This is a genomic window from Aquabacterium soli, from assembly GCF_003933735.1.
In the GTDB taxonomy this organism is placed as follows: Bacteria; Pseudomonadota; Gammaproteobacteria; order Burkholderiales; family Burkholderiaceae_C; genus Aquabacterium; species Aquabacterium soli.
Window position 1 is genome coordinate 94784 of the sequence record NZ_RSED01000011.1, and the last position, 21566, is coordinate 116349.

A 21566-nucleotide genomic window follows, 5' to 3' on the forward strand; every position below is an offset into this window, starting at 1 on the left:
GGATCGTCATGCTGCGCCGATTCGTCACCTGCTTCACCCTCTGGTGCTTCGTCACGACGCAGACGATGGCCCTGGCTGGGCCACACGAAGAAGGCACCGCCGCTGGTCAAGCGGCCAACCCGGTGATTCGGGGCACGATCAGCGTCCCCAATGCAACGGCCAATGTGCCGGGATACACCCGCACGCCCGCTGAGGCGGCCTACTACGGCCAACCCAGTCTGTCAGGCCCGGCCAACGCGCGCCTCACCGCCTGCACCGGCACGCCCGATGACCCGGTGTGCCAGGCCCAACGCGGCGCGCTCAACTCGGCCAACACGCCACGCACAGCCATTTCGCCTTACGACCCCGCTGTCATGGGTGCACGCGATATCGCAGCCAACCCGTCACTGGCCCTTGGCAGTCTCTCCTCGTATTACAGCGGGTGCGCCACCGCCGACATCACCACGCCAGCAGGCGCGGTCACCAAACAGTGCCAGCGCTACAACGGCGTGGGCAACTACGCCACCCGGCGGGATCTGACGGTGCAAGTCGAACTCGTCCCCAGTTGCACCGCTGGCGACTGGTTTGCGCATGGTCAGGCCAATCGCAATGGTGCCGACTACATGGTGGCCGAGGCCCAGTGCCGCATCCGCACCGACCAGTTGCAGCAATTTCGCTTCTATGCGGCTGGAGGCAATGGGGCCTGCATCGGGTGGCAGAACCTAGAATTGCCCAGCACGCCAGCCACCCAACCTACATTCGTCACCGACCTCTCACCACACTGGGGTGGCCATTGCTGGCGCCCCTTCAAGGTGGTCATGATGCCTGGATCCGGCTGCTCATCTGGCCAGTGCAACTACAACTTCCAGTTCGGCACGCCGGTCTATGCCTGCCCAACCGGCACCGTGCGCGGCGACCAGTTGCAGGCCTACTGGTCCAGCCGCATCCAATCGGCGGGCCCGGCAGATCGCTGCTTCACGCTCACCATGCCCCGCCCCCGCGTGGGCTGTGACAGCGGCCCCTCCGTCGCGATCAGCCGCACAGAGACCCGCTGCGCTCAGGATGCGGGCGCGGCCAGCCTGGTCGGCGCTTCTGGCTGGAGCATTCCCTTGTCCTTCCAGCAGCCCACCATGAACCACATCGAAACCGATGTCTGGGATGACAAGAGCGCCTCACTCGAAGCAGGCGGACGCTGCACCGTCACCACCGCCGACCGGTGCGTGGATGGCCCCGCCACCAAGGAGATCGATGGCCGAGCCGTCACCCGCGCTTGCTGGTCCTACGAGCGCACCCTGTCTTGCACATCCGGTGCCCTCAAAGACGAATGCGCGCCCTTGGTGAGGCAAGGCTGCACGCCGGGCAGCAGCACCTGCAAGCAAACCAACCCTGCCACAGGCATGTGCGAGGTCTACCAGGACAGCTACACCTGCCCATCCGCCGCTCAAACGATCACGACAGCCACCAACTGCCCATCCAATGTCCTTTGCCTGGGGGACAGTTGCTTCAACACGAGCTACACGAACGACGCGGACTTTGCCCGCTCCATGTCGATGCTGGAAGCCGCCCGAGAAGCCGGTGTGTACCTGGACACCAAACTGATGCAGGTGTTCAAAGGCGAAGGCAACCACTGCCGAGACCGTCTGTTCAAAGATTGTTGCGACTCGGACAGCGCCGGGGCTGGGATGAGCAACCAGAGCACCTTCGGCGTGGGCTCACGCCTGGTCTACGACGTGCTGATGAACTCCGAGAACCGGGAGTTCATCTACCAGGGCATGTCCGCACTGCTCACCAGCGGTGGCTTCAGCGGCTCCTTCACGAGCTACGGCGTCACCGTGGCCGTCAACGGCACCGCTCTGCCCGCCGGATCGTCGGTGCTCTATGCAGGCGACAGCATGGTGGTCGCGTTCGATCCCTGGTCGCTGGCCATCGCTGTGGTGATCTACATCGTCATGTCGATGATGTCGTGCAACGAAGAAGAGGGCAAGCTGGCCATGAGAGAAGGCGCGGGGCTGTGTCACGCGACGGGCTCGTGGTGCTCATCGTGTCTTCGCGTTCTTGGTGCCTGCGTGTCCTGCCTGGAGCACACCACAGGCAAATGCTGCTTCAACAGCAAGCTCGCCCGGATCGTCAATGAGCAGGGGCGCATGCAGATTGGCAAGGGCTGGGGCAGCGGCCAGAACCCCGACTGCTCAGGCTTCACCATCCCTCAGTTGCAAAGCCTGGACTTCGCGGCGATGGACCTCACCGAGTTCTACGCCTCCATCGTGCCCAACAACCCGAACCTGGGAGCCATCCAAAGCGGCAACAGCGCAAAGGTGCCCAACTGCTACTACGGACAGGGGCGTTGCCAATGACACAGCACCTCATGACACCGATCAAGGTCAATGCCATCACGGCGATGGCGATGGCATTTGCATTGACTTGCCAAGCACAAACGCAAACGCCTGAGAAATCGCCCGAACCGTCCGCCGATCGAATGCCCGTCAAAGACGCCAGGGTGCTGATGGTGATGGCACTGCAAGCGCCAGACGGACAGGCACACGGCACCCTGACAGGCGAATCTGCCGACGCCATCAGCCAGCGCTTCAAGGCCAACACCCCCATATCGATCGACGTCACCACCGACAAGCGCTACCGCCAGCCTGGTTGCAGCCGCCTGAAGGTGACCTTCTGGCAAGACGGTGTCTGGCTGCCTGGCGCCCAGGCCCCTCGCAAACAATCCATCGAGTTCGGGATCAACTACTGCCTCGATGGCATGCCGCCCAAGTCGCTGCAATGAGGAGATCAACATGCCTCGCCCATCTCCGTCCTCTCGCTCAGGTCTTTTCAGACGCCTTGCCAGCGTCGCCCTCCTCGCTTTCGCATGCATCAACTCAGCACCCGAGGCACAGGCACAAGCCTCGTCAAAACCGGACGAGCCCATTGCCGCGCCTTACTGGTCCGATGCATGGCGAGGATGGCACTTCTACGAAGATCCCGAACCCGAGCTACCTGACAACCCTGCGTCTCAACCCAAGACGCCCGCCCTCACGCCGCTCACTTCAGCTGCGCCCCCCATACCGGCCACTCGCCCGGCCAAAGCGCCAGAACTGGTCGAATTCGAGAGGCTGCAAAAGGCGGTCGAGTCCTACCGCAACATCGCGATCATGCGGCCGACCGAGGCCAATGTGCGCCGCTACATGGAACTGGAAGCCAAGGTCGTGGCCCGAGCTTCCTACTTTGCCGACGTCGCCCAGCGCGTCGCCTGGGCCACACCAGAGCTGGACCCCACCGTGTACGGCCGCCCCGTCAACGCCAAGGCGCTGGAGGTGTTCGACCGGGATCAGTTGCTCAGCCGATCCCAATCGATCGCCTCACTGGGCAAGGACCACGTCCTGTTCTTTTTCTTCCGCAGTGACTGCCCGTACTGCCACGCCTTCGCCCCCACGCTGACGGCCTTCGAGGCGCGCCACGGCATCAAGGTGGTGGCCATCAGCGTGGATGGCGGTCCCATGCCTGGCTTTGCAGATGCCCGGGCCGACAACGGCATCGCCAACACCCTGAAGGTCACCCAGGTACCAGCCGTGTTCCTGGCCCAGCCCTACACCGGGCAGATCACACCCATTGGCTTTGGTGTGCTGTCTGAATCCGAATTGCTGGAGCGCATCACCACCGTGAGCACACCGGCTGCCCAGGCCATGTTGCCCAGCGTGAACAGGCAAGTCCTTCTTCAATAAGAGCAGATCATGATCCAGACACACACGCCGACGGCACCGCTCTGGAAACGAGTGGTCGCCACCCTGATGGCCACCTTGCTCATTGCATCGCCGCTGCCCCTGCGCGCCGGGGACCTCAATGCCGAAGTGAACAGCATGTTCAACAACCTGGGGGCCATCGGCAACTACACCGCACCGGGCGCCTTCCGTGGCCAGACCATGAACACCTACACCGGCGGCAGCCTGTTCATGCGCTCCCCCAACAAGGTGTACCAGCTCGCCGCCATCCAGTTCCCAAGTGCCAAGGCGGGGTGCGGCGGCATCGATGTGTTCGGCGGTTCGTTCTCTCACATCTCGGCCACCGAGTTCAAGAACATGCTCAAGAACATCACCGCAGCCCTGCCGGGCATCGCCTTTCAACTGGCACTGGAAGCCGTCTCACCACTCCTGGGTGGCTTGAGCAAGTGGGCCAAGGGCCTGGAGACCTGGATCAACAACGCACGCATCAACTCTTGCGAAACGGCCAAAGCCATCGTCAGCACGGCGGCCGAGGCCACGGGATACAGCTCGCAGGAGACCTGCGCAGACCTCGCCATCGAGATGGGCATGGAAAGCGACCGTGACGCTGCACGCAGGCGTTGCGCTTCCGACCGGCCCAGCATCCTCGCTTCGGCTCGCACCTCAGGCGATGCCAATGTGCGCAACAAGGCGCCCTTCGTGGGCAACCTGACCTGGAAGGCCCTGAAGTACACCGGCGTCTCCCTGGACGATCAGGAGCGTGAACTGATCATGAGCATGGTGGGCACCGTCATCTACCACCCGGAAGAAGCCGCCCGCGACCCGGAACCCATCGCCGCCACACTCACCTCGATCAGCCAATTGCTTTATGGTCAGAGCGCCGGGGCCGGTGTGAACGTCACCCAGCACCTGCTCAAGTGCAATGACTACGTGAACTGTGATGCCGTGACCCTCAACACCACCTACACGCACACGCCATTCACCGCCAAAGTCGAGACACTGATGCGCTCCATTGCAGAGAAGATCGCCACCCGCACCGCCATTCCCAACAATTCGGCCGAGGTCGGCTTCGTCAACCAGACCACCGAGCCGGTCTACAAAATGCTGTCAGTGGGTGCGACCATCCCAGGTTCTGGCTTGGCAGACAGCCTCATCGCCCAATACCGCGACGTGATCGCAGCGGACTACGCCTATGTGTTCCTGGAGCGCAATCTGCGCGTCGGCCTGGCCGCGCTCGACAAGGACTATCAACTGCAAAAGACACAGCGCGAACAGGCAGTCCAGATTCGTCAACGCGCCCTGGTCATGCTGCAGCAACTCTCTCAAGAGAAAAACCTCCTGTATCAGAAGGTCGGTTCTTATCGGGCTGTCTCCAGCCACTTGGAACAGTTGGAGCGGCAATTGCGATCCAGCATGCCGCAGCACGTGATGGACATGCTTGGGCAGCAGGCTGCTTACATGGCTCGTTGACTTTCACTGAGCACAGGGGATGCCATGTGGGAGATCTACGCCTACCAGAACGCGGACAGCCTGTTCGGCGTCTTCAATGCAGCAGCGGCCATCCACGCCTCGGGCGACTACATGTCGGCCGTTGCCGCCGTGGCGTTCTGCGGCTTCGTGGCCGCCCTGATCGCCTACGCCTTTGCCCCGGAGAAGCTGCAAGGCTGGAAATGGCTGGGCACGGTGCTGCTGGTGTTCTCCATTCTGATTCTGCCCAGGGCCACTGTGGGCATCGTGGACAAGACAGGTGGAGCCCCAGTCAAGGTCGTGGCCAACGTGCCCTTCGGCATGGTCATGCTCGGCAGCGTCACCAGCACCATCGGCCACACCCTGACCGGCCTGTTCGAAACCGCCTTCCAGACCATTCCCGGCCCAGGTGCCTTGCCCAGCGAACTTACCTACGAGAAGAACGGCCTGATGTTTGGCAACCGGCTGATCAGGAGCACCAGCAAGGTGACGTTCCAGGATCCCAACTTCCGCACCGACCTGATCAACTTCATCCACAACTGCACGATGTACGACCTGATCGACGGCACGATTGGTCCTGCCGTGTTCTCGACATCCGCAGATGTCTGGCCCCTCATGGCCACGCCCAATCCTGCGCGCTTCAGCACGGTCACCAGCGCTGCGGGCATTGATGTGGACACCTGCCCCAACATCTACACAAACCTCAATGGCCGACTGCCAGCGCAGATCAACCAGATTCAGGGCCGCCTGGCCTTCCAGTTGAACCCCACCCTGCCTGGTGCTGCCGCCGCAGCTGTCATCGCCAACCAGATTCAGCAGGCGTACATCAAGAACAACATCGCCGATGCGGCCACCACCGCTGCCGACCTGATCCGCCAAAGCGCCATGCTCAATGCGATCAACGACACCAGCACCATCGTCGGGCAGAAGGTCAACGATCCAGCGGCCATGGTGCTGGCCGTTGGCCGGGCACAAGCCGTCGCTCAGCAGAACGCCGCGTGGATCAACAACGGCAAGGTGGCCGAGCAAGCCCTGCCCGTGTTCCGCAACGTCATTGAAGCGCTCACCTACGCATTGTTCCCCTTGATGGTGCTGCTCTTGCTGCTGACCAGCGGGCGCGACACGATGCTGGCCTTCAAAGGCTACGCCGCCATCCTGATCTGGATCCAACTGTGGCCCCCGCTGTACGCGGTGCTGAACTACATGGCGTCCATCTACGCGGCCTACGATCTGGCTGCGGCTTCGGACATCGGCTCGGGCACCAAGGCCCTGTCTTTGCAAACCGCCTCGACGATCTATTCGGGCGCCATCTCAGGTGAGGCTGTTGTGGGCTACCTTGCAATCAGCATTCCTGTCATTGCCTGGGCGGCATTGAAGAAGATGGAGGGTGTAGGGACCGCCCTGGTGGGTGGTTTGTCTGGACTGCAAAGCATGCTGACTGGCAGCACAGCATCTACCGCCACCGGTAACATGAACATGGGCAACGTCACCATGGACCAGGCGCAACTGGCACCGAACCGAACCTCGTCGTTCATGAGCAGTTGGCAAAACGACCTCAGTGGCAACACCTTTTCTTCGAACAGCCTGACCGGGCGAACAGCCGTCAGCCTTCTGCGCAACCAGGGGTTTGCTTCGCGGGTGGTGTCCATGCGGGTGTCTGAACAAGATGTGTCCGATGCAAGCAGGCAGGTCACTGCGGCACGCAGCGAAGCCTTGGCTGCAAGTTCGGATCGATCCGCCGTACTCACCGAAGCATTGAGCCGTGGACTCAGTTCGATGCGCTCATCGCGAAATAGCAGCGGATCCACCAAAAGCAGCTTTGAACAGGTTGGCGAAACACTGAACAAACTTGATCAGATCACCAAGAGCGTTGCTGACAGCACAGGCATGACACAAACGCAGGTCGCCACCATTGCATTTGGGGCATCAGCGCAACTCGGCTTTAACAACCGTGTGGCTGGTGGAAAATTGAGTGCGCGCGCAGACAAGAGTTATCTGTCAGGCCTATCCGCGCAAGAACAGAAGGTCCTGGGCAGCATGAGTAGCGAGCAATTGGCTGAATTCAAGCAATTTGGCGATCGCGTTTCAAGAGACGATAGCTTCAGCAGCCTGATCTCCAACGACTCCAAGCAGGCCAGAGACATGTCATCTCGACTGTCGTCAACGACATCACGCACTGAGAGGGCTGAAGCCAGCCTAGCCGAGAGAACGGCATTCGCCGAAAGGGTGTCAAACGCATATGAGCGGGGCGAGACGATCTCCATTGATATCGCACAAGATCCCCACAACCTAGCGATGTTCACTCGATATGCCGAGCAGTATGGCGGCGACAGCGCTGCGGCCCACACATTGATGGAAGCAGAATTGGCCAGACAGTCTCTCCGTCCCAATCGGACATTTTCTGATGGCACCGCATTGCCTGCTTCATTTCCTGATCTGGACAGGCAACACGCTCAGGAGCGCCGCGATGCGCGGCTAACTCCTGACATCAATGCACATAGGCAGAACAACGAACAACAGGTTCTCAGAGCCCCAAAAGGGCTGCCAGGCAAACAGCAACCTACCGTCCCAACCGCCACAAGAGAGGAAGTACAAACGCAAGGGGCACGGATTAAAGGCCAAGTCGATGCGAGCCGCTCAGAATTCGACACCAAATCCGAGCTCATCAGAGCTGAAGATGGAACACTGTCATCCACACGCTCTCTGCTCAAGCAATCGAGCAAACAAGTTGCCAAAGACGCGGGAGCATCTGTCGACAATGTCAAAGACGCTGTAAAAGATCTGCTGAAGAAGTGATCATCCCAACTTATCGGGATCGAACATGTGCATGTCCGGCTCAGCGTCAGTCGGCTTCATCAATGGCGGATACCCCTTGTCGCGCCAATAGTTCGCACTCAGGTCTTTTGCTGACGTGCTCGTCCCAGGCAAGTCAGACTCGTTGTCATCTGTGTCTTCATGTCGCACTTGCTTTCCCCAGCCGGCGAAGGCTGCGCCCAGCGGCGCACCAAAGAGCGCGCCAATACTCATCATGACGACCCGTGTTGCCCAGTCGTCTTTTGCTGAGGCTAGCAATCCAACCAGCGCGCCTAACGCAACAAAGCCGATGAAAAGCAGTTTTCGCATGTGGGCACCTCGTGCCTATCAGCCTATAACCACTCAGGTACGCCTGCAACCCCTTGGCTCTTAATCGGAGAGTGCGGATGGCCGCCAACGACTCCACGTACTCCCTTTCCAATCGCCCATGCCAAGTTTCTATGCCATCAATTTTGGCTGAACGCTACTCGTTGCCGCCCCTGACGGCAGCCATGGAAGAACCGATACAGCGGAGACACCCATTCACCCTGCCATGACACTTGGTTGCACTGAGTTGTGGGGGGTTACTAGACCCAAGAATAGATCGCCAACGCCTTGACATTGGTTTCCCGGGAAACTACATTGCAGATAGTTTCCCAGGAAACCTAATGACCAGACACAAAAAGCAATCCACACCTTCGCCGCTAGAAGCCCACTTGGGCTTCTGGTTGCGCTTTGTCTCCAACCACGTGTCCCTCCGCTTCCAGCAGACTTTGGAAGCAAAGGGCGTCACCGTCACCGAATGGGTGGCGTTGCGCACGCTCTGGTCGCAAGACGAAACAACCTACGCCGCGCTGATCCAGGCCCTGGGCATTACCAAGGGAGCGGCTTCCAAGGTGCTGTCGCGTCTGGAAGAAAAAGGCTTGGCTGGACGGCAACTGGCCGATGGCAGTGCCCGCGAGCAAAGCCTGGGACTCACAACCAAAGGCAAGGCGCTCGTGCCGCTACTGGCCGCGCTGGCCGATGCAAACGACGCACACTTCTTTGGCCATCTGTCCCCCGCAGAGCGCCTGGCGCTGACGCAGACCATGCGAGCCCTGGTGCAACACCATCAACTCAAAGGCATCCCCACCGCCTGATCCAACAGTCATTACTTCACCTGAACGCAAACCATGAACGAAACCACCCGTGCCACGGTCCAGTCCACCTTTGAAGCCTCCAACCAAGGCGCCATCCACTTCGGCCAGGTGATAGGCCAACTTGTCAGTGCTGGAGTGGAGTCCTACCACGTGGACTACCGTTCCGGCCGCACGACCTATTACCTGCCCGACGGTAGCACCGCCGATTTCAGTTTCGAGCGCCCGCAGCACAACATTGCCGATGCTTTTGACGGCGACGCCGTGCGCGCTGCCATTTTGGGTGCGCAGCAGGGTCGCGTGATGTACCCCGAGTTCAAGAAGCTGTCTCAGCGAGCGGGTTGTGTGGCCTACACGGTCTGGATTGCAGGCCGCCATGTGGTCTACCTCGGGCGCAGGGGCGAGACGCACATTGAGCGCTTCCCGGACTAAACCTCTCCACCCCATCGAATACAAATAAAGAATCAAGGCTTCGCTCGTCAACGACTACCGCAAGCAGGTCGCCGAAGTCATTGCTGGCATGGGGAAACTCAGACATTCAGCCAACCTTTGGTGCGCTTGCGTGTGGCCACTGAGCCAAACTTCGAGAGCGCGCGTTTGAGCCTGCCAGGGTCAAACGATGGCAGCTTGGTCTGTGCTCGCCGCAGGACTGCATCACGGTCTTCGGCCAACTGCTCAAGGTTGTTGAGCAGATCGACAAACAAAAACTCCGGCGTGAGCTTTTTGGGGAAACGTGGTTTCACCCGGAAATCGAACTGCCGATTACCGAGCTTGAACACGCCATGTCGCTTGTGGTTGTAGACCAGCGTGCAGTTGTAAAGCTGCGTTGTACCCAGGCCCACTGCGTTGTATGCCGAAGGCGAGAAAACAAGAAATTCGGTATCGCGCAGGAAACTGCCAACCACTTCAGCATCCTCAGGTGGCACGGGCCCATGGCTGGACACCCTCGGCACGTAGTACATCCCCTGCGCCAGCTTCTTCACACGACCATCTTTGACCAATTCACGCAGGTGACGGTCTACCGCCGTGCTCATTTCAGCCAACACCTCCCGCCGGTACACCCGCCCAGGATGCAGCGAGGCAGCCAGACGCTCAGCGGCGCCACTCACCTGTTTCTTGGAAGCCTCCGAAACAGCATTCATGACTGAATTTTCATTGAAATTTCATGTAATCTTGGGGGAAAACTCTGGGCTTCGCAAGTTCAGGTTCTATTGCCTGCCTCACACATCCCACCGCCCAGCAGCACAATGGCCTAAACCGATCAGGTTAAGTTGTGTGTCATCAATGCATGTCCTATGAGACGTTCATCGCAAAGAATGAAGCATTCCGGCTGCAAAGCCAAATGCATGTCCGCGCCAACAACCAATCCATCACAACAATTCGGCCAATTTCCTGGCCTGGCTTTCAAAGTCTTCAGGACGCCGCTCCTTGAACGTCTGGAGGTTTGCCAGCTTCCAACGGAGGGCCGGCAGTTCTGCCGCATGCGGGCAGGCCAACAATGACCAGTCGGGTTGCACTTGTGCCAGGCCGCTCAAAAACTGCCTTTGCGCGGCAGTCAAGCGCTGAGGCAACTCTCTGCGCAATCGGTATCTGGCAGCCAAAAGTGTTTCCAGGCTGACGGGCTCCGTTGTCATGCCGACGAAGTTGTTGTGGTACTCCGCCTCAATGTCTTTTTCATTCCCAAACAACACCTCATGCGTTGGTCGGTTGTGCCCGGCCAGGTACGTCACAAAGCATTCAACCGCAGCATCCGTGAGCCCGCCTGATTCGAACATTTGCCACACGTCAAACAAGTCCCGCGGATGCTGACGATCCATGGCTGCCACCAACTTGCTGCCATAGAGTTCCGCCGTCGCCAACACAGGCAAGGTCAATTCCGCACTGAACATGTCAGCGGTCTTGGGCATCAGGGGGCGCTTCTCAACTGGCAACACTGAGCCTCGGAACACCACGTTGACCTCGACCTTCACCTGACTTTCATCGTTCTCGATCAGGAGCTTGGTCTCAGCAAGGTCTTTGCTCCGCACCTTGCGTGCGTTCAGTCCCAATTTGGTCGCCCTCGCCGCAATGGTCTCCATCTCGGTCGCGATTTCGGTGAGGGCTTGCTCTCGCGGAGTGGCCCATGGCGTGTAGACCACGTCGATGTCAACCGAGAGGCGTGGCATGTCCATCACGAAAAGGTTGATGGCCGTGCCGCCCTTCATCGCAAAGATGTCGTTGGCAAATACATCGGGTGCCACCTTCAGGAGGAGGCGCACAGTATCCGCGTAGACCTTATCCATGAGGTTTGAGTGTCAACAAACTGCCGTCCTTCATGCGAGACATCCAGCGCTTGTCGCTCCCGACAGGCAGCGTGTAGCGTTGCAAGAATTCGTCCACATCCACCAGTCCCGTTTCGCGAGACCACGCCAGGAACAGGCGCACAGTTTTGACACTGGTACAGCACGCCAACAAGTGACCCAACATGTCTTTGCGCAAGTTCCGCACGCCGTCAAACAGGTTGCGGGCCTCTTCCAGACTTTGACGCGTACCGACGTCATAGAGCATTTCCAACAGCGCACGCTCTGGCGCCGACACCAGCAAGCCAGGCGGCAATCCCGGTGGCGTGATGAGACTTTTCTCAGCCAAGCACTCATCCACCCAATCAAACAATCGCGCCGACACATACCGTGCCGGAAATCGGGAGGTGAACCAGTTTGGCACGGTGAAACGCACATCCCCCCACAGCACCCACTGCTCTCGTGTTGAGAGGTTGTGCCTGACCCCTTGCAGAGCCAGCGCCGTCTTGCCGCCCACATGCAGGCCTGTCACCCTGCTCTGCAGCAGTTTGATCGAACCATGCACGTTCACGTCATCGCCCGGGAAGGCATAGACGCCCTGTGCAAGCCGCAGCAGCCACCCGCTTTCAACGTAGTGGGCAGCCAATGTGGGTGAGATGCCCAGACGCTCCAGCTCGGCCAGCCCGAAGGGCGCGCCACGGGGCATGTCAGACTGAAGCCGCCTGAGCAAAGAGTGTCTTGAATTTCCAGTCATGCTATAAAAATATCACAAATTCCAATCAACAGAAAACGATTGATTGAATCTGACGCGAAAAATCAAACAAGGTTTAACTTTTTCCACAATATCGAGGCAGTGCGGATACCAACAACATCCGCCCTCCCGCCAATCCATCGCACATCAGGCAACCGCTCTCAAAGCAACAGGCGTAGCCTTGCTGCCTCTGATCCAGTCGTCCACCATCTCGGCCCAACTTTGCAACATGGCCCGGCGCTGCTCGGCGTATTCCGCCTTGTTGTAGACAGCACGCACCCCTTTCTGCTCGTGAGCCAGGCACTTTTCGATCCAGTCGGTGTTAAAGCCAGCCTCGTGAAGCAGTGTTGATGCCGTCCTACGCAGGTCATGCACGCAGAAGTGAGGGAGGTCCATTCCGTCCTTCTGGGCCTTTTCCACCGCCGCCGTGATCACCCGGTTGAGCGTTGCTTCGCTCATCGGCTTGTCGGTTTCATACCGACCGGGGAGCAAATAAGGGCTGCTTCCAGCACAGGTTTTGAGGCCCACCAGCAGATCGAGTGCCTGGCTGCTGAGATAGACCACATGCGCCCGTCTGGCCTTCATGCGCTCCGGCGGAATCGTCCAGGTGGCCGCATCAAAGTCCACCTCTTTCCAGGTCGCCAGCAACAACTCGCCTTTGCGGCACATGGTCAGCAAGATGAACTTCACCGCCAGTTTCAGCGTGGGCAAGGTCCCGAGAGTGTCCAGCGCTGAAAAGAACCGATGGATCTCACTTGGCGTCAACGCACGCTCCCTGGGCTTGAAGGTGGCAATCGCCGACGCCTTCACCGCCTCAGCGGGATTCTCGATCTTGAGGCCTCGGGACTTAGCGTGCCGGTACACCTGCTGGATGACCTCGCGCGCATGAACCGCTGTAGCCGGTGCCCCCCGCGCCTTGATCTTCTCGCACAGCGCCAGCACCTGACTGGAGGTGATTTCTTCCAGCTTGCGCTTACCGAACTTGGGCAGCACATCACGATCCAGGATGCTCTTGCGCATCGCCGCCGTGCTGTCTGCCAGGCCGCCGTTGCGCAACCAGATGTCTGCGAAGGACTCGAAGGTGCCTGACTCCTGGCACTCCTTCCTCGTTTCAGACTTGACCCGCGCCGGTGACTCCCCCCGGCTAACCATGTTCTTGGCCCTGGCCAGCAGGTCGCGGGCATCCGCCAGCGAAAGCGGATCCCCGTAATTGATGTCCTCGGGAGCGCGCTTGGGCTGCGACGCCTGGAACTCATCGTATTGCCCCACGGTGAGCGTCTCGCGCCGACCCCCCAATCGGTAGTCGTAGCGAAACGTCAACGTTCCCTTGAGGGAGACGACGACGTACAACCCGTCACGGTCCGCCACCTTGTAGACCTTGTCGGCGGGCTTGAGGTTCTTGAGTTTGGTATCGGTCAGTGCCATTGGGTAACCCCTTTCGTACCTTGCATCACTTACCGTCAGAGCATCAAGACGGTAAACAATCAAAGATCAATCGACTAAAAAAATCAACCGTCTTCTTTACCGACAAAAAACTCGGGATGTCATGAAACCTCATGGGACGTCAAAAACAAAAAAGCCCTTGAAGATCAAGGGCTTAAATGAACTCATGAGACGTTCTGGGACGGTGTGAACCGTCTTCAAATCACTCCCACTCGATCGTGGCAGGCGGCTTGGAGCTCACGTCATAGGTGACCCGGTTGATCCCGCGCACCTCGTTGATGATCCGCCCCGACACCCGCTTGAGCATGCTGTAGGGCAGCTCGGCCCAGTCGGCGGTCATGAAGTCGCTGGTCTGCACGGCACGCAAGGCCACCACGTAGTCATACGTGCGGCCATCGCCCATCACGCCCACGCTCTTGACGGGCAGGAACACCGTGAAAGCCTGGCTGGTCAGGTCGTACCAGCTCTTGTTGGTGGCCGGATCGATGGTGGCGCGCAGTTCCTGGATGAAGATGTCATCGGCGCGGCGCAGCAGGTCGGCATATTCCTTCTTGACCTCGCCCAGGATGCGCACACCCAGGCCCGGGCCCGGGAAGGGGTGGCGGTAGACCATGTCGTGCGGCAGGCCCAGGGCCACGCCCAGCTCGCGCACTTCGTCCTTGAACAGCTCGCGCAGGGGTTCGAGCAGCTTCAGGCCCAGTTGCTCCGGCAGGCCGCCCACGTTGTGGTGGCTCTTGATGGTGGTGGCCTTCTTGGTCTTGGTCCCGCCGCTTTCCACCACATCGGGGTAGATGGTGCCCTGGGCCAGGAAGCTCGCGCCCTTGTGGCCTTGTCCACTGGCCTTGAGCTTGGCGGCCTCGGCCTTGAACACGTCGACGAACAGGCCGCCGATGATCTTGCGCTTCTTCTCCGGGTCGGTCACGCCGGCCAGCTGGCCCAGGAACAGGTCACTGGCATCGACGCGGATCACCTTGGCGTGCAGCTTGCCCGCGAACATGTCCATCACCATGTCGCCTTCGTTCAGGCGCAGCAGGCCGTGGTCGACGAACACGCAGGTCAGCTGGTCGCCGATGGCGCGGTGGATCAGCGCGGCAGCCACGCTGGAATCCACACCGCCCGACAGGCCCAGGATGACCTCTTCATCGCCCACCTGCTCGCGGATCTTCGCAACAGCCTCTTCGATGTAGTCGCCCATGATCCAGTCGCCGGCGCAGCCGCTGATCTCGCGCACGAAGCGGGTGATCATGGCGTGGCCCTGCAGGGTGTGCGTCACCTCGGGATGGAACTGCACAGCGTAGTAGCGCTTGTCTTCGTTGGCCATGCCGGCGATCGGGCAGCTGGGCGTCGAGGCCATCAGCTTGAAACCCGGCGGCAGTGCCGTGACCTTGTCGCCATGGCTCATCCACACCTTGAGCATGCCGTGGCCTTCGGGCGTGCCGAAATCCTGGATGCCGTCGAGGAACTTGGTGTGGCCGTGGGCACGCACCTCGGCGTAGCCGAACTCGCGCGTGTCGCTCCAGCTCACCTCACCCCCCAGTTGCACGGCCATGGTCTGCATGCCGTAGCAAATGCCAAGCACGGGCACGCCCAGGTCCCACACGGCCTGCGGGGCGCGCAGTTGGTGGTCTTCGTAGGTGCTGGCGTGGCTGCCGGAGAGGATGATGCCCTTGGGGTTGAACGCCCTGATGAAGTCGTCCGACACGTCGTTCGGGTGGATTTCACAGAACACCTGCGCCTCGCGCACGCGGCGCGCGATCAGCTGGGTGACCTGGGAGCCGAAATCGAGGATGAGGATCTTGTCATGCATGGTGGGATCTCTGAATGCGAATGGGGGTGGCAGGCCGGGCTTGGATCGACGGATCAAGCCGCCTTGCTCTTGAGCTCTGTGGCCGGAATGTTGCGTGGCTGGGTGAAGTAGCGCACACCGATGATGGCGGCCACACCCTGGATGGCGGCACACAGGTAGAACGGCGCGCCGACGCGCCAGTCACCCTGCGGGTAGCTGGACACCATCGCCAGCAGGGGTGTGCCCAGCACCGGGCCCAGCACCGCGGCCACGCTGTTGATGGACGACACCGCGCCCATGCTCTCGCCCTGGCGGGTCGGGTCGACCGCGTTGGCCACCAGGCTCTGCAGGCCAGGCTGCACCATGTAGCCGAACACATTGGCCACCACGACCACGAAGATCATCCAGCCGGCAGGCACGGCGCCATAGAGCGCAAAGGCGATGGTGGACGAGACCAGGCCGATGACGACCAGCTTGTGCAGTGCGATGTGCTTCTGGAACTGGCGCAGCAGGCCGCCCTGCACCAGCACGGCCATGCCGCCCACGGCCAGCAGCGAGAGGCCGTTGTCACGCGGGGTCCAGCCGAACTTGAACTCGGTGTACAGGAACCAGCAGGTGTGCAGACAGAATTGGGCCAGGATGGACAGGCCCATGATCCACATCAGCGTCTCGACGCCCTTGAGCTGACGCAGGCGCGCCAGTGAGCTGAAGGGGTTGGTGCTGGCCAGGTTGAAGGCGCGGCGCTTGTCCTGCGGCAGCGATTCGGGCAGAACGAAGTAGCCGTACACACAGTTGAGCAGGCACAGGCTGCCCGCCAGGAAGAAGGGCCAGTGCAGGTCATGCTCGCCCAGCAGGCCGCCCATCACTGGCCCCAGGATGAAGCCCAGGCCGAACATGGCGCCGAGCAGGCCGTAGTTCTTGGCGCGGTCCTGCGGCTGGCTGATGTCGGCCACATAGGCGTTGGCCACGGCGATGTTGGCGCACACCGCACCGCCCATCACGCGCACGGCCAGCAGCATCCAGAACGCGCTGGCCAGCGCCGTGACGAAGAAGTTGATGCCCATGCCCAGCAGGCCCAGCAGCAGGATGGGCCTGCGGCCGTAGCGGTCGGACAGCGCCCCCAGCAGCGGGGCACTGAAGAACTGGGCAATGGCAAACGCCGCCTGCGCGGCGCCGTAGCCGATCGAGGTGCTGGCCCCCGACTGCATGAACGAGCCGATCAGCTTGGGCAGCACAGGCGCGATGATGCCGATCGACATCATGTCGAGCAGCACCGTCACCATGATGAAAGGCATGGCCGCCTGGCGGCCGTTGGCAGAACCCATTGGTTTCCCGTCGGTCGTCGTTGTCAGCGGCCGGCAGGCACCGCACGGGCGCCCTTCTGCCTTCGCGTCAAACCAGCATCATTCCATGCGGTAGTTCGGCGCTTCCTTGGTGATCTGCACGTCGTGCACGTGGCTCTCGCGGATACCGGCCGCCGTGATCTCGACGAACTCGGCGCGGTTGCGCATATCGTCGATGGTGGCGCAACCGCAGTAGCCCATGGAGGCCTTCAGGCCGCCTGCCATCTGGTACAGGATGGCCACGACCGAGCCCTTGTAGGGCACGCGACCTTCGATCCCCTCGGGCACGAGCTTGTCGGCATTGGGGTTGGTGGTCTCGTCGTTTTCCTGGAAGTAGCGGTCTGCAGAGCCATCTTTCATGGCGCCGATGGAGCCCATGCCGCGGTAGCCCTTGTAGCTGCGGCCCTGGTAGAGGATGACCTCGCCGGGCGCTTCTTCGGTACCCGCGAACATGCCGCCCATCATCACGGTGCTGGCGCCAGCCGCGATGGCCTTGGCAATGTCACCGGAGTAGCGGATGCCGCCGTCGGCAATGAGGGGCACGCCCGTGCCCTGCAGCGCCGTGGCCACGTTGTCGATGGCCATGATCTGAGGCACCCCCACGCCGGCCACGATCCGGGTGGTGCAGATGGAGCCAGGGCCGATACCGACCTTGACGCCATCGGCGCCCGCTTCGGCCAGGGCCAGGGCGGCCGCGCCGGTGGCGATGTTGCCGCCGATCACGTCCACCTGCGGGAAGTTCTTCTTGACCCAGCGCACGCGCTCGATCACGCCGTGGCTGTGGCCGTGGGCCGTGTCCACCACCAGGGCGTCCACACCGGCCTTGACCAGCAGCTCGACACGTTCTTCCGTGCCGTCGCCCACGCCCACCGCCGCGCCCACGCGCAGCTTGCCGTGCTGGTCACGCGCGGCATTGGGAAAGGTGTTCTGCTTGGTGATGTCCTTGACGGTCATCAGCCCACGCAATTCGAAGGCGTCGTTCACGACGACCACGCGCTCCAGCTTGTGCTGGTGCATCACGGCCTTGGCTTCGGCCGGCGAGGCGCCGTCCTTGACCGTGATCAGGCGCTCGCGCGGCGTCATGATCTCGCGCACGGGCACGTCGAGGCGGGTTTCGAAGCGCAGGTCGCGGCCGGTGACAATACCGACCACCTTGCCGTCATCGACCACCGGGAACCCGGAGATGCCGTGCTGACGCGACAGCTCGATCACATCGCGCACCTTGACGCCCGACGAGATCGTGATCGGATCACGCAGCACGCCCGATTCGTAGCGCTTGACACGCGCCACCTCGGCCGCCTGTTGCTTGGGCGACAGGTTCTTGTGGATGATGCCGATGCCACCTTCTTGCGCAATGGCGATGGCCAGGCGCGCTTCGGTGACGGTGTCCATGGCGGCGGACACCAGCGGCAGATTCAATTGGATGTTGCGGGACAGGCGGGTGGCCAACGAAGTGTCGCGGGGCAACACTTGGGAATAGGCGGGCACCAGCAGCACGTCGTCGAACGTGAGTGCTTTACCAAGCAGGCGCATGAACAGGCTCCAGACGCAAAAGCGGATTATAGACCTGTCGGGCGCCAACGTCTCTTGCGGGTTTTCCGGGCGCCATTTGCCTGCAACTCGTCACATCTGCCGCCTGCTGCGTGGATGGGCCGGCGCTACACTTAGAAGCATGCGCATGAACCGAATTGCCTCCCTTGCCATGACCGCCGCGCCGCTGTTGCTGGCTGCGCTGGTCGCCCTGCCCACCCAGGCCGCCATGCAATGGAAATGGCGTGATGCCCAGGGGCAGGTGCAGTACAGCGACCGGCCACCGCCTCCCGGCGTGCTGGACAAGGACATCCTGAAACGCCCGAGCGGGTCGGCCCGCGCTACACAGGCGCTGCCCAGCGCGCCTGAGGCTGCGCCATCCGCCGCGCCGCTGCCAGGCCTGAAAGCCTCTGACCCCGCACTGGAAGCCCGCAAACGCAAGGCCGATGCCGAGAAGGAAGCCACCCAGAAGGCGGAAGAAGCCAAGCAGGCCAAGACACGGTCAGAGAACTGCGAGCGCGCCCGGAGCTACCAGCGCACGCTGGACAGTGGGATGCGCGTTGCCCGCACCAGCGCCAGTGGCGAGCGCGAGGTCTTGGACGACAAGGGCCGTGCCGAAGAAGACGCCCGCAACCGCGACGTGATCAAAAGCAACTGCAAGTGAGCCTGGTGGTGGGGATGACGCTGACCGGCTGATCAGTCGGCCGGCTCGTCTGACACCTGGCCTTGAGCCAGGTCCACCGCCCGACCACGTGGCCGGTGAATGCCTTTGGGCAATTTTTCACCATGCGCACGGTAACGCACCCGTCGCGCCTCCTTCGGATCGACCTTGAGGGCCCGGTAGCACTCGATGCGGTCACCCTCGCGCAGCACAGCATCGAGCGGGGCCTTGCGGCCCCAGATGCCCACGTGCAGCGTGGACAAGGCGGCGTCATCCTGCGCGAACAGCCCACTGGCGCGCAAGGCGTCCGCCACCGTGGCACCGGGCGGCAGGCTCAGCGCCACCAGCCGCACCTGGCGCGGCCCAGGGCTTAGGGCCACTTCCACGGCCAATGGGCCACTCACTTGATCCGGAGCAGCCGCAGACCCCGGCGGGGTCTCAGCGAGGGCCATGCACCTGCTCCGCGCGCTTGACGAAGGCATCGACAAAGGTATTGGCGATACGGTCGAAAACGGGACTGACCACCAGCTCCAGCGGTCGGTTGGCAAAGGCGTACTGCAAGGAGAACTCCACCTTGCAGGCCGTGGGCTGTGCGCTGGCGCCATCTGCAGGGGCAGGCTGGCCTGGGGCCTGAAGAGGGATGAACCGCCATACCCCTTCAAGCTTGGAGAACGGCCCATCGACCAGTTTCATCACCACCTGCTCATCTTCAACATGGGTGTTGCGGGTGGTGAAAGCCTGGCGCACGCCCGCGAAAGCGATGTGCAGGCGCGCGGTGACACCATCGTCATGGGCCTGCAGCACCTCGGCTCGGTCGCACCAGGGCAGGAACTTGGGGTAGTCTTGCACGTTCGTCACCAGCGAGTACATCTCGTGGGGCGAATACCAGAGCAGGACAGACTTTTGAACATGCTTCATAGAATGTCGCCATTTTAGAGACGCCACGCCGCCACATGTCGATTGCCGAGAACAGAAAAGCCCTTTTCAACTACCACATCGAGGAACGCTTCGAAGCGGGCCTGGTGCTGGAGGGCTGGGAAGTGAAGGCCATCCGTGAAGGCCAGGTGCAGCTGACCGACGGCTATGTCGTGGTCAAGGATGGCGAGTTGTTCCTGATCGGGTTGCGCATCAACGCGCTGCGATCGGCTTCCACGCACGTCAACCCGCAGGCCGACCGCACCAAGAAGCTGCTGATGCACCGCAAGGAGATCCGTCGCCTGATCGGCAAGACCGAGCAGAAAGGGTACACCCTGGTGCCGTTGAACCTGCACTTCAAGGGTGGCCGCGTGAAGGCTGACATCGCGCTGGCCAAGGGCAAGGCCGAGCACGACAAGCGCAACACCATCAAGGACCGCGATTGGGAGCGAGAGAAGGGCCGGCTGATGCGGCACAAGGTCTCGTCCAGCGGCAAGGAATGAGGCCGCAGGCCTGAACGCTCAGGCGTTGGCGGGCCCCAGTGCAGACAAGGCCTGGTCCAGGTCCGCGATCAGGTCATCGACCTGCTCCAGTCCGATGGCCAAGCGCACCAACGTGCCCTGCTGCGCCGCGAAAGGCCCGAAGCGCCGCATGCCCTGCAGCTCATATGGCACGACCAGGCTGACTGGCCCACCCCACGAATAGCCGATCTTGAACAGCCGCAGCGCGTCGACAAAGGCATCCACCTGCTGAGCGCTGTAGCGCGATCCATCGAACACGAGAGACACCAGACCCGCAGCGGCACGGCAGGTGGCGACCCAGTGCGCGTGACCCGGTGATGCCGGCAAGGCCGGGTGAAGCACCTGCAGGAATTCACCACGGCCCTGGCACCATTCGGCGATGCGCCGCGCCGCCGCGTCTTGCGCGGCATAGCGCAGCGGCATGCTGGGCAGGCCGCGCAGGATGCCCTCGACATCGTTGGCCCCCACCCCCAGCCCCAGGCGCATGTGCGTCATGTTGAGCTGGTGGTGCATGGCCGGATCGCGCGTGGTGATCGATCCCATCAGCACATCGCCGCCACCTGAAGGGTACTTGGTCAGCGCGTGGATCGAGATGTCCACGGGCTGAGGGCCTTGCGGCGTCGGGATGGCAAAGGCATCGAAGGCCAGGCCGGCACCCCAGGTGTTGTCCAGGGCCACGGTGATGCGCGGGTGCCTGCGCGCCACGGCCAGCAGGCCGGCCAGATCTGGAAACTCCAGCGTGACGGAGCCGGCAGCTTCAACCCACAGCAGGCGCGTGCGCTCGTTGATCAGGCCTTCCAGCGCGGCCGCATCCTGCGAATCGTAGAAACGGTGCTCGATGCCCCACTGCTTCAGCTCGCCTCGGGCGAAATCCTTGTTGGGGCCGTAGGCGTTGTCGGGAATCAGCACCTCGTCGCCCGGGCGCAGCAGAGCCAGGCCCACCAGGCCGATGGCCGCCAGCCCCGAAGGCACGAGCAAGGTGCGCGTGCCGCCCTCCAGCGTGGACAGGCGCTCTTCCAGCGTGAAGGTGCTGGGCGTGCCGTGCAGGCCGTAGGTGTAGCCGCTCTTGTCCTTCCACTGGCGCGAGCGCAGGGCCGCCGTGTTCTCGAAGACCACGGTGGAGGCCTTGAAGATGCCAGGCACCACCGACTTGAAGCCACCGGGGGGCTCGTAGCCGTGGTGGATCAGGTCGGTGCTGGTGATGGACTTGCCGGTCTCGTCGCTTGTCATGCGGCCAGAGGATACAGAC

General features: G+C 61.7%; 20 protein-coding genes. 9 read left to right on the forward strand and 11 right to left on the reverse strand.

Annotated elements, in window-relative coordinates; genetic code table 11:
* Positions 1 to 8 precede the first annotated feature (8 nt).
* From traN to EIP75_RS14980, 5 genes are all read left to right on the forward strand, one after another.
* On the forward strand, positions 9 to 2333 hold the full coding sequence (gene traN, locus EIP75_RS14960) for a type-F conjugative transfer system mating-pair stabilization protein TraN (RefSeq protein ID WP_125244072.1): 2325 nt from the start codon (positions 9 to 11) through the stop codon (positions 2331 to 2333).
* Positions 2334 to 2455: 122 nt separating this feature from the next.
* Positions 2456 to 2758: a hypothetical protein gene (locus tag EIP75_RS14965; RefSeq protein ID WP_199758604.1), complete on the forward strand. Its 303-nt coding sequence runs from the start codon at positions 2456 to 2458 to the stop codon at positions 2756 to 2758.
* A 10-nt stretch (positions 2759 to 2768) separates the two neighbouring features.
* The gene (gene traF / locus EIP75_RS14970) at positions 2769 to 3695 is read left to right on the forward strand and encodes a conjugal transfer protein TraF (protein ID WP_125244073.1); all 927 of its coding nucleotides are present in this window, start codon (positions 2769 to 2771) and stop codon (positions 3693 to 3695) included.
* Positions 3696 to 3704: 9 nt separating this feature from the next.
* Positions 3705 to 5162: a conjugal transfer protein TraH gene (locus EIP75_RS14975; protein ID WP_125244074.1), complete on the forward strand. Its 1458-nt coding sequence runs from the start codon at positions 3705 to 3707 to the stop codon at positions 5160 to 5162.
* A gap of 24 nt (positions 5163 to 5186) precedes the next feature.
* Positions 5187 to 7955, forward strand: coding sequence for a conjugal transfer protein TraG N-terminal domain-containing protein (locus tag EIP75_RS14980; RefSeq protein ID WP_125244075.1), 2769 nt, complete (start codon positions 5187 to 5189; stop codon positions 7953 to 7955).
* On the opposite strand, the gene EIP75_RS14985 is transcribed toward EIP75_RS14980, so the two are convergent.
* On the reverse strand, positions 7956 to 8282 hold the full coding sequence (locus tag EIP75_RS14985) for a sulfite exporter TauE/SafE family protein (RefSeq protein ID WP_035033904.1): 327 nt from the start codon (positions 8280 to 8282) through the stop codon (positions 7956 to 7958).
* A gap of 386 nt (positions 8283 to 8668) precedes the next feature.
* Between EIP75_RS14985 and EIP75_RS14990 the strand changes: the two genes are divergently transcribed.
* Together EIP75_RS14990 and EIP75_RS14995 are read left to right on the forward strand one after the other, a co-directional pair.
* Positions 8669 to 9091, forward strand: a complete 423-nt coding sequence (locus tag EIP75_RS14990; protein ID WP_233584883.1) for a MarR family winged helix-turn-helix transcriptional regulator — start codon at positions 8669 to 8671, stop codon at positions 9089 to 9091.
* Positions 9092 to 9124: 33 nt separating this feature from the next.
* Positions 9125 to 9520: a DUF1398 domain-containing protein gene (locus tag EIP75_RS14995; RefSeq protein WP_125244077.1), complete on the forward strand. Its 396-nt coding sequence runs from the start codon at positions 9125 to 9127 to the stop codon at positions 9518 to 9520.
* 98 nt (positions 9521 to 9618) lie between these two features.
* Here the strand turns inward: EIP75_RS14995 and EIP75_RS15000 are convergent, their stop codons facing one another.
* The 7 genes from EIP75_RS15000 to guaB all read right to left on the reverse strand — a co-directional run bounded on the left by EIP75_RS15000 (position 9619) and on the right by guaB (position 18223).
* Complete coding sequence (locus EIP75_RS15000) at positions 9619 to 10230, reverse strand: hypothetical protein (protein ID WP_233584884.1); 612 nt, start codon at positions 10228 to 10230, stop codon at positions 9619 to 9621.
* Positions 10231 to 10458: 228 nt separating this feature from the next.
* On the reverse strand, positions 10459 to 11370 hold the full coding sequence (locus tag EIP75_RS15005; RefSeq protein ID WP_125244078.1) for a nucleotidyl transferase AbiEii/AbiGii toxin family protein: 912 nt from the start codon (positions 11368 to 11370) through the stop codon (positions 10459 to 10461).
* A complete protein-coding gene (locus EIP75_RS15010; protein WP_125244079.1) occupies positions 11363 to 12121 on the reverse strand; it encodes a type IV toxin-antitoxin system AbiEi family antitoxin domain-containing protein in 759 nt (252 codons plus the stop codon). The genes EIP75_RS15005 and EIP75_RS15010 overlap by 8 nt, the downstream gene beginning before the upstream one ends.
* Before the next feature lie 144 nt (positions 12122 to 12265).
* Positions 12266 to 13543, reverse strand: a complete 1278-nt coding sequence (locus EIP75_RS15015; RefSeq protein ID WP_125244080.1) for a tyrosine-type recombinase/integrase — start codon at positions 13541 to 13543, stop codon at positions 12266 to 12268.
* 220 nt (positions 13544 to 13763) lie between these two features.
* Positions 13764 to 15368 carry a glutamine-hydrolyzing GMP synthase gene (gene guaA, locus EIP75_RS15020; protein ID WP_125244081.1) on the reverse strand — a complete coding sequence of 535 codons (1605 nt, stop codon included), beginning with the start codon at positions 15366 to 15368 and terminating at the stop codon, positions 13764 to 13766.
* 53 nt (positions 15369 to 15421) lie between these two features.
* Complete coding sequence (locus EIP75_RS15025; protein ID WP_125244082.1) at positions 15422 to 16672, reverse strand: MFS transporter; 1251 nt, start codon at positions 16670 to 16672, stop codon at positions 15422 to 15424.
* Positions 16673 to 16750: 78 nt separating this feature from the next.
* On the reverse strand, positions 16751 to 18223 hold the full coding sequence (guaB, locus tag EIP75_RS15030) for an IMP dehydrogenase (protein ID WP_125244083.1): 1473 nt from the start codon (positions 18221 to 18223) through the stop codon (positions 16751 to 16753).
* 145 nt (positions 18224 to 18368) lie between these two features.
* Between guaB and EIP75_RS15035 the strand changes: the two genes are divergently transcribed.
* A complete protein-coding gene (locus EIP75_RS15035) occupies positions 18369 to 18884 on the forward strand; it encodes a DUF4124 domain-containing protein (protein WP_233584885.1) in 516 nt (171 codons plus the stop codon).
* A 32-nt stretch (positions 18885 to 18916) separates the two neighbouring features.
* On the opposite strand, the gene EIP75_RS15040 is transcribed toward EIP75_RS15035, so the two are convergent.
* Together EIP75_RS15040 and EIP75_RS15045 are read right to left on the reverse strand one after the other, a co-directional pair.
* Positions 18917 to 19285: an RnfH family protein gene (locus EIP75_RS15040; protein ID WP_233584886.1), complete on the reverse strand. Its 369-nt coding sequence runs from the start codon at positions 19283 to 19285 to the stop codon at positions 18917 to 18919.
* Between the two features lie 34 nt (positions 19286 to 19319).
* Positions 19320 to 19799: a type II toxin-antitoxin system RatA family toxin gene (locus tag EIP75_RS15045; protein ID WP_125244085.1), complete on the reverse strand. Its 480-nt coding sequence runs from the start codon at positions 19797 to 19799 to the stop codon at positions 19320 to 19322.
* Between the two features lie 35 nt (positions 19800 to 19834).
* On the opposite strand from EIP75_RS15045, the gene smpB reads away from it, so the two are divergent.
* Positions 19835 to 20299, forward strand: coding sequence for an SsrA-binding protein SmpB (smpB, locus tag EIP75_RS15050; RefSeq protein WP_125244086.1), 465 nt, complete (start codon positions 19835 to 19837; stop codon positions 20297 to 20299).
* An 18-nt stretch (positions 20300 to 20317) separates the two neighbouring features.
* Here the strand turns inward: smpB and EIP75_RS15055 are convergent, their stop codons facing one another.
* Positions 20318 to 21547, reverse strand: a complete 1230-nt coding sequence (locus tag EIP75_RS15055; RefSeq protein WP_125244087.1) for a PLP-dependent transferase — start codon at positions 21545 to 21547, stop codon at positions 20318 to 20320.
* Between the last annotated feature and the right edge of the window lie 19 nt (positions 21548 to 21566).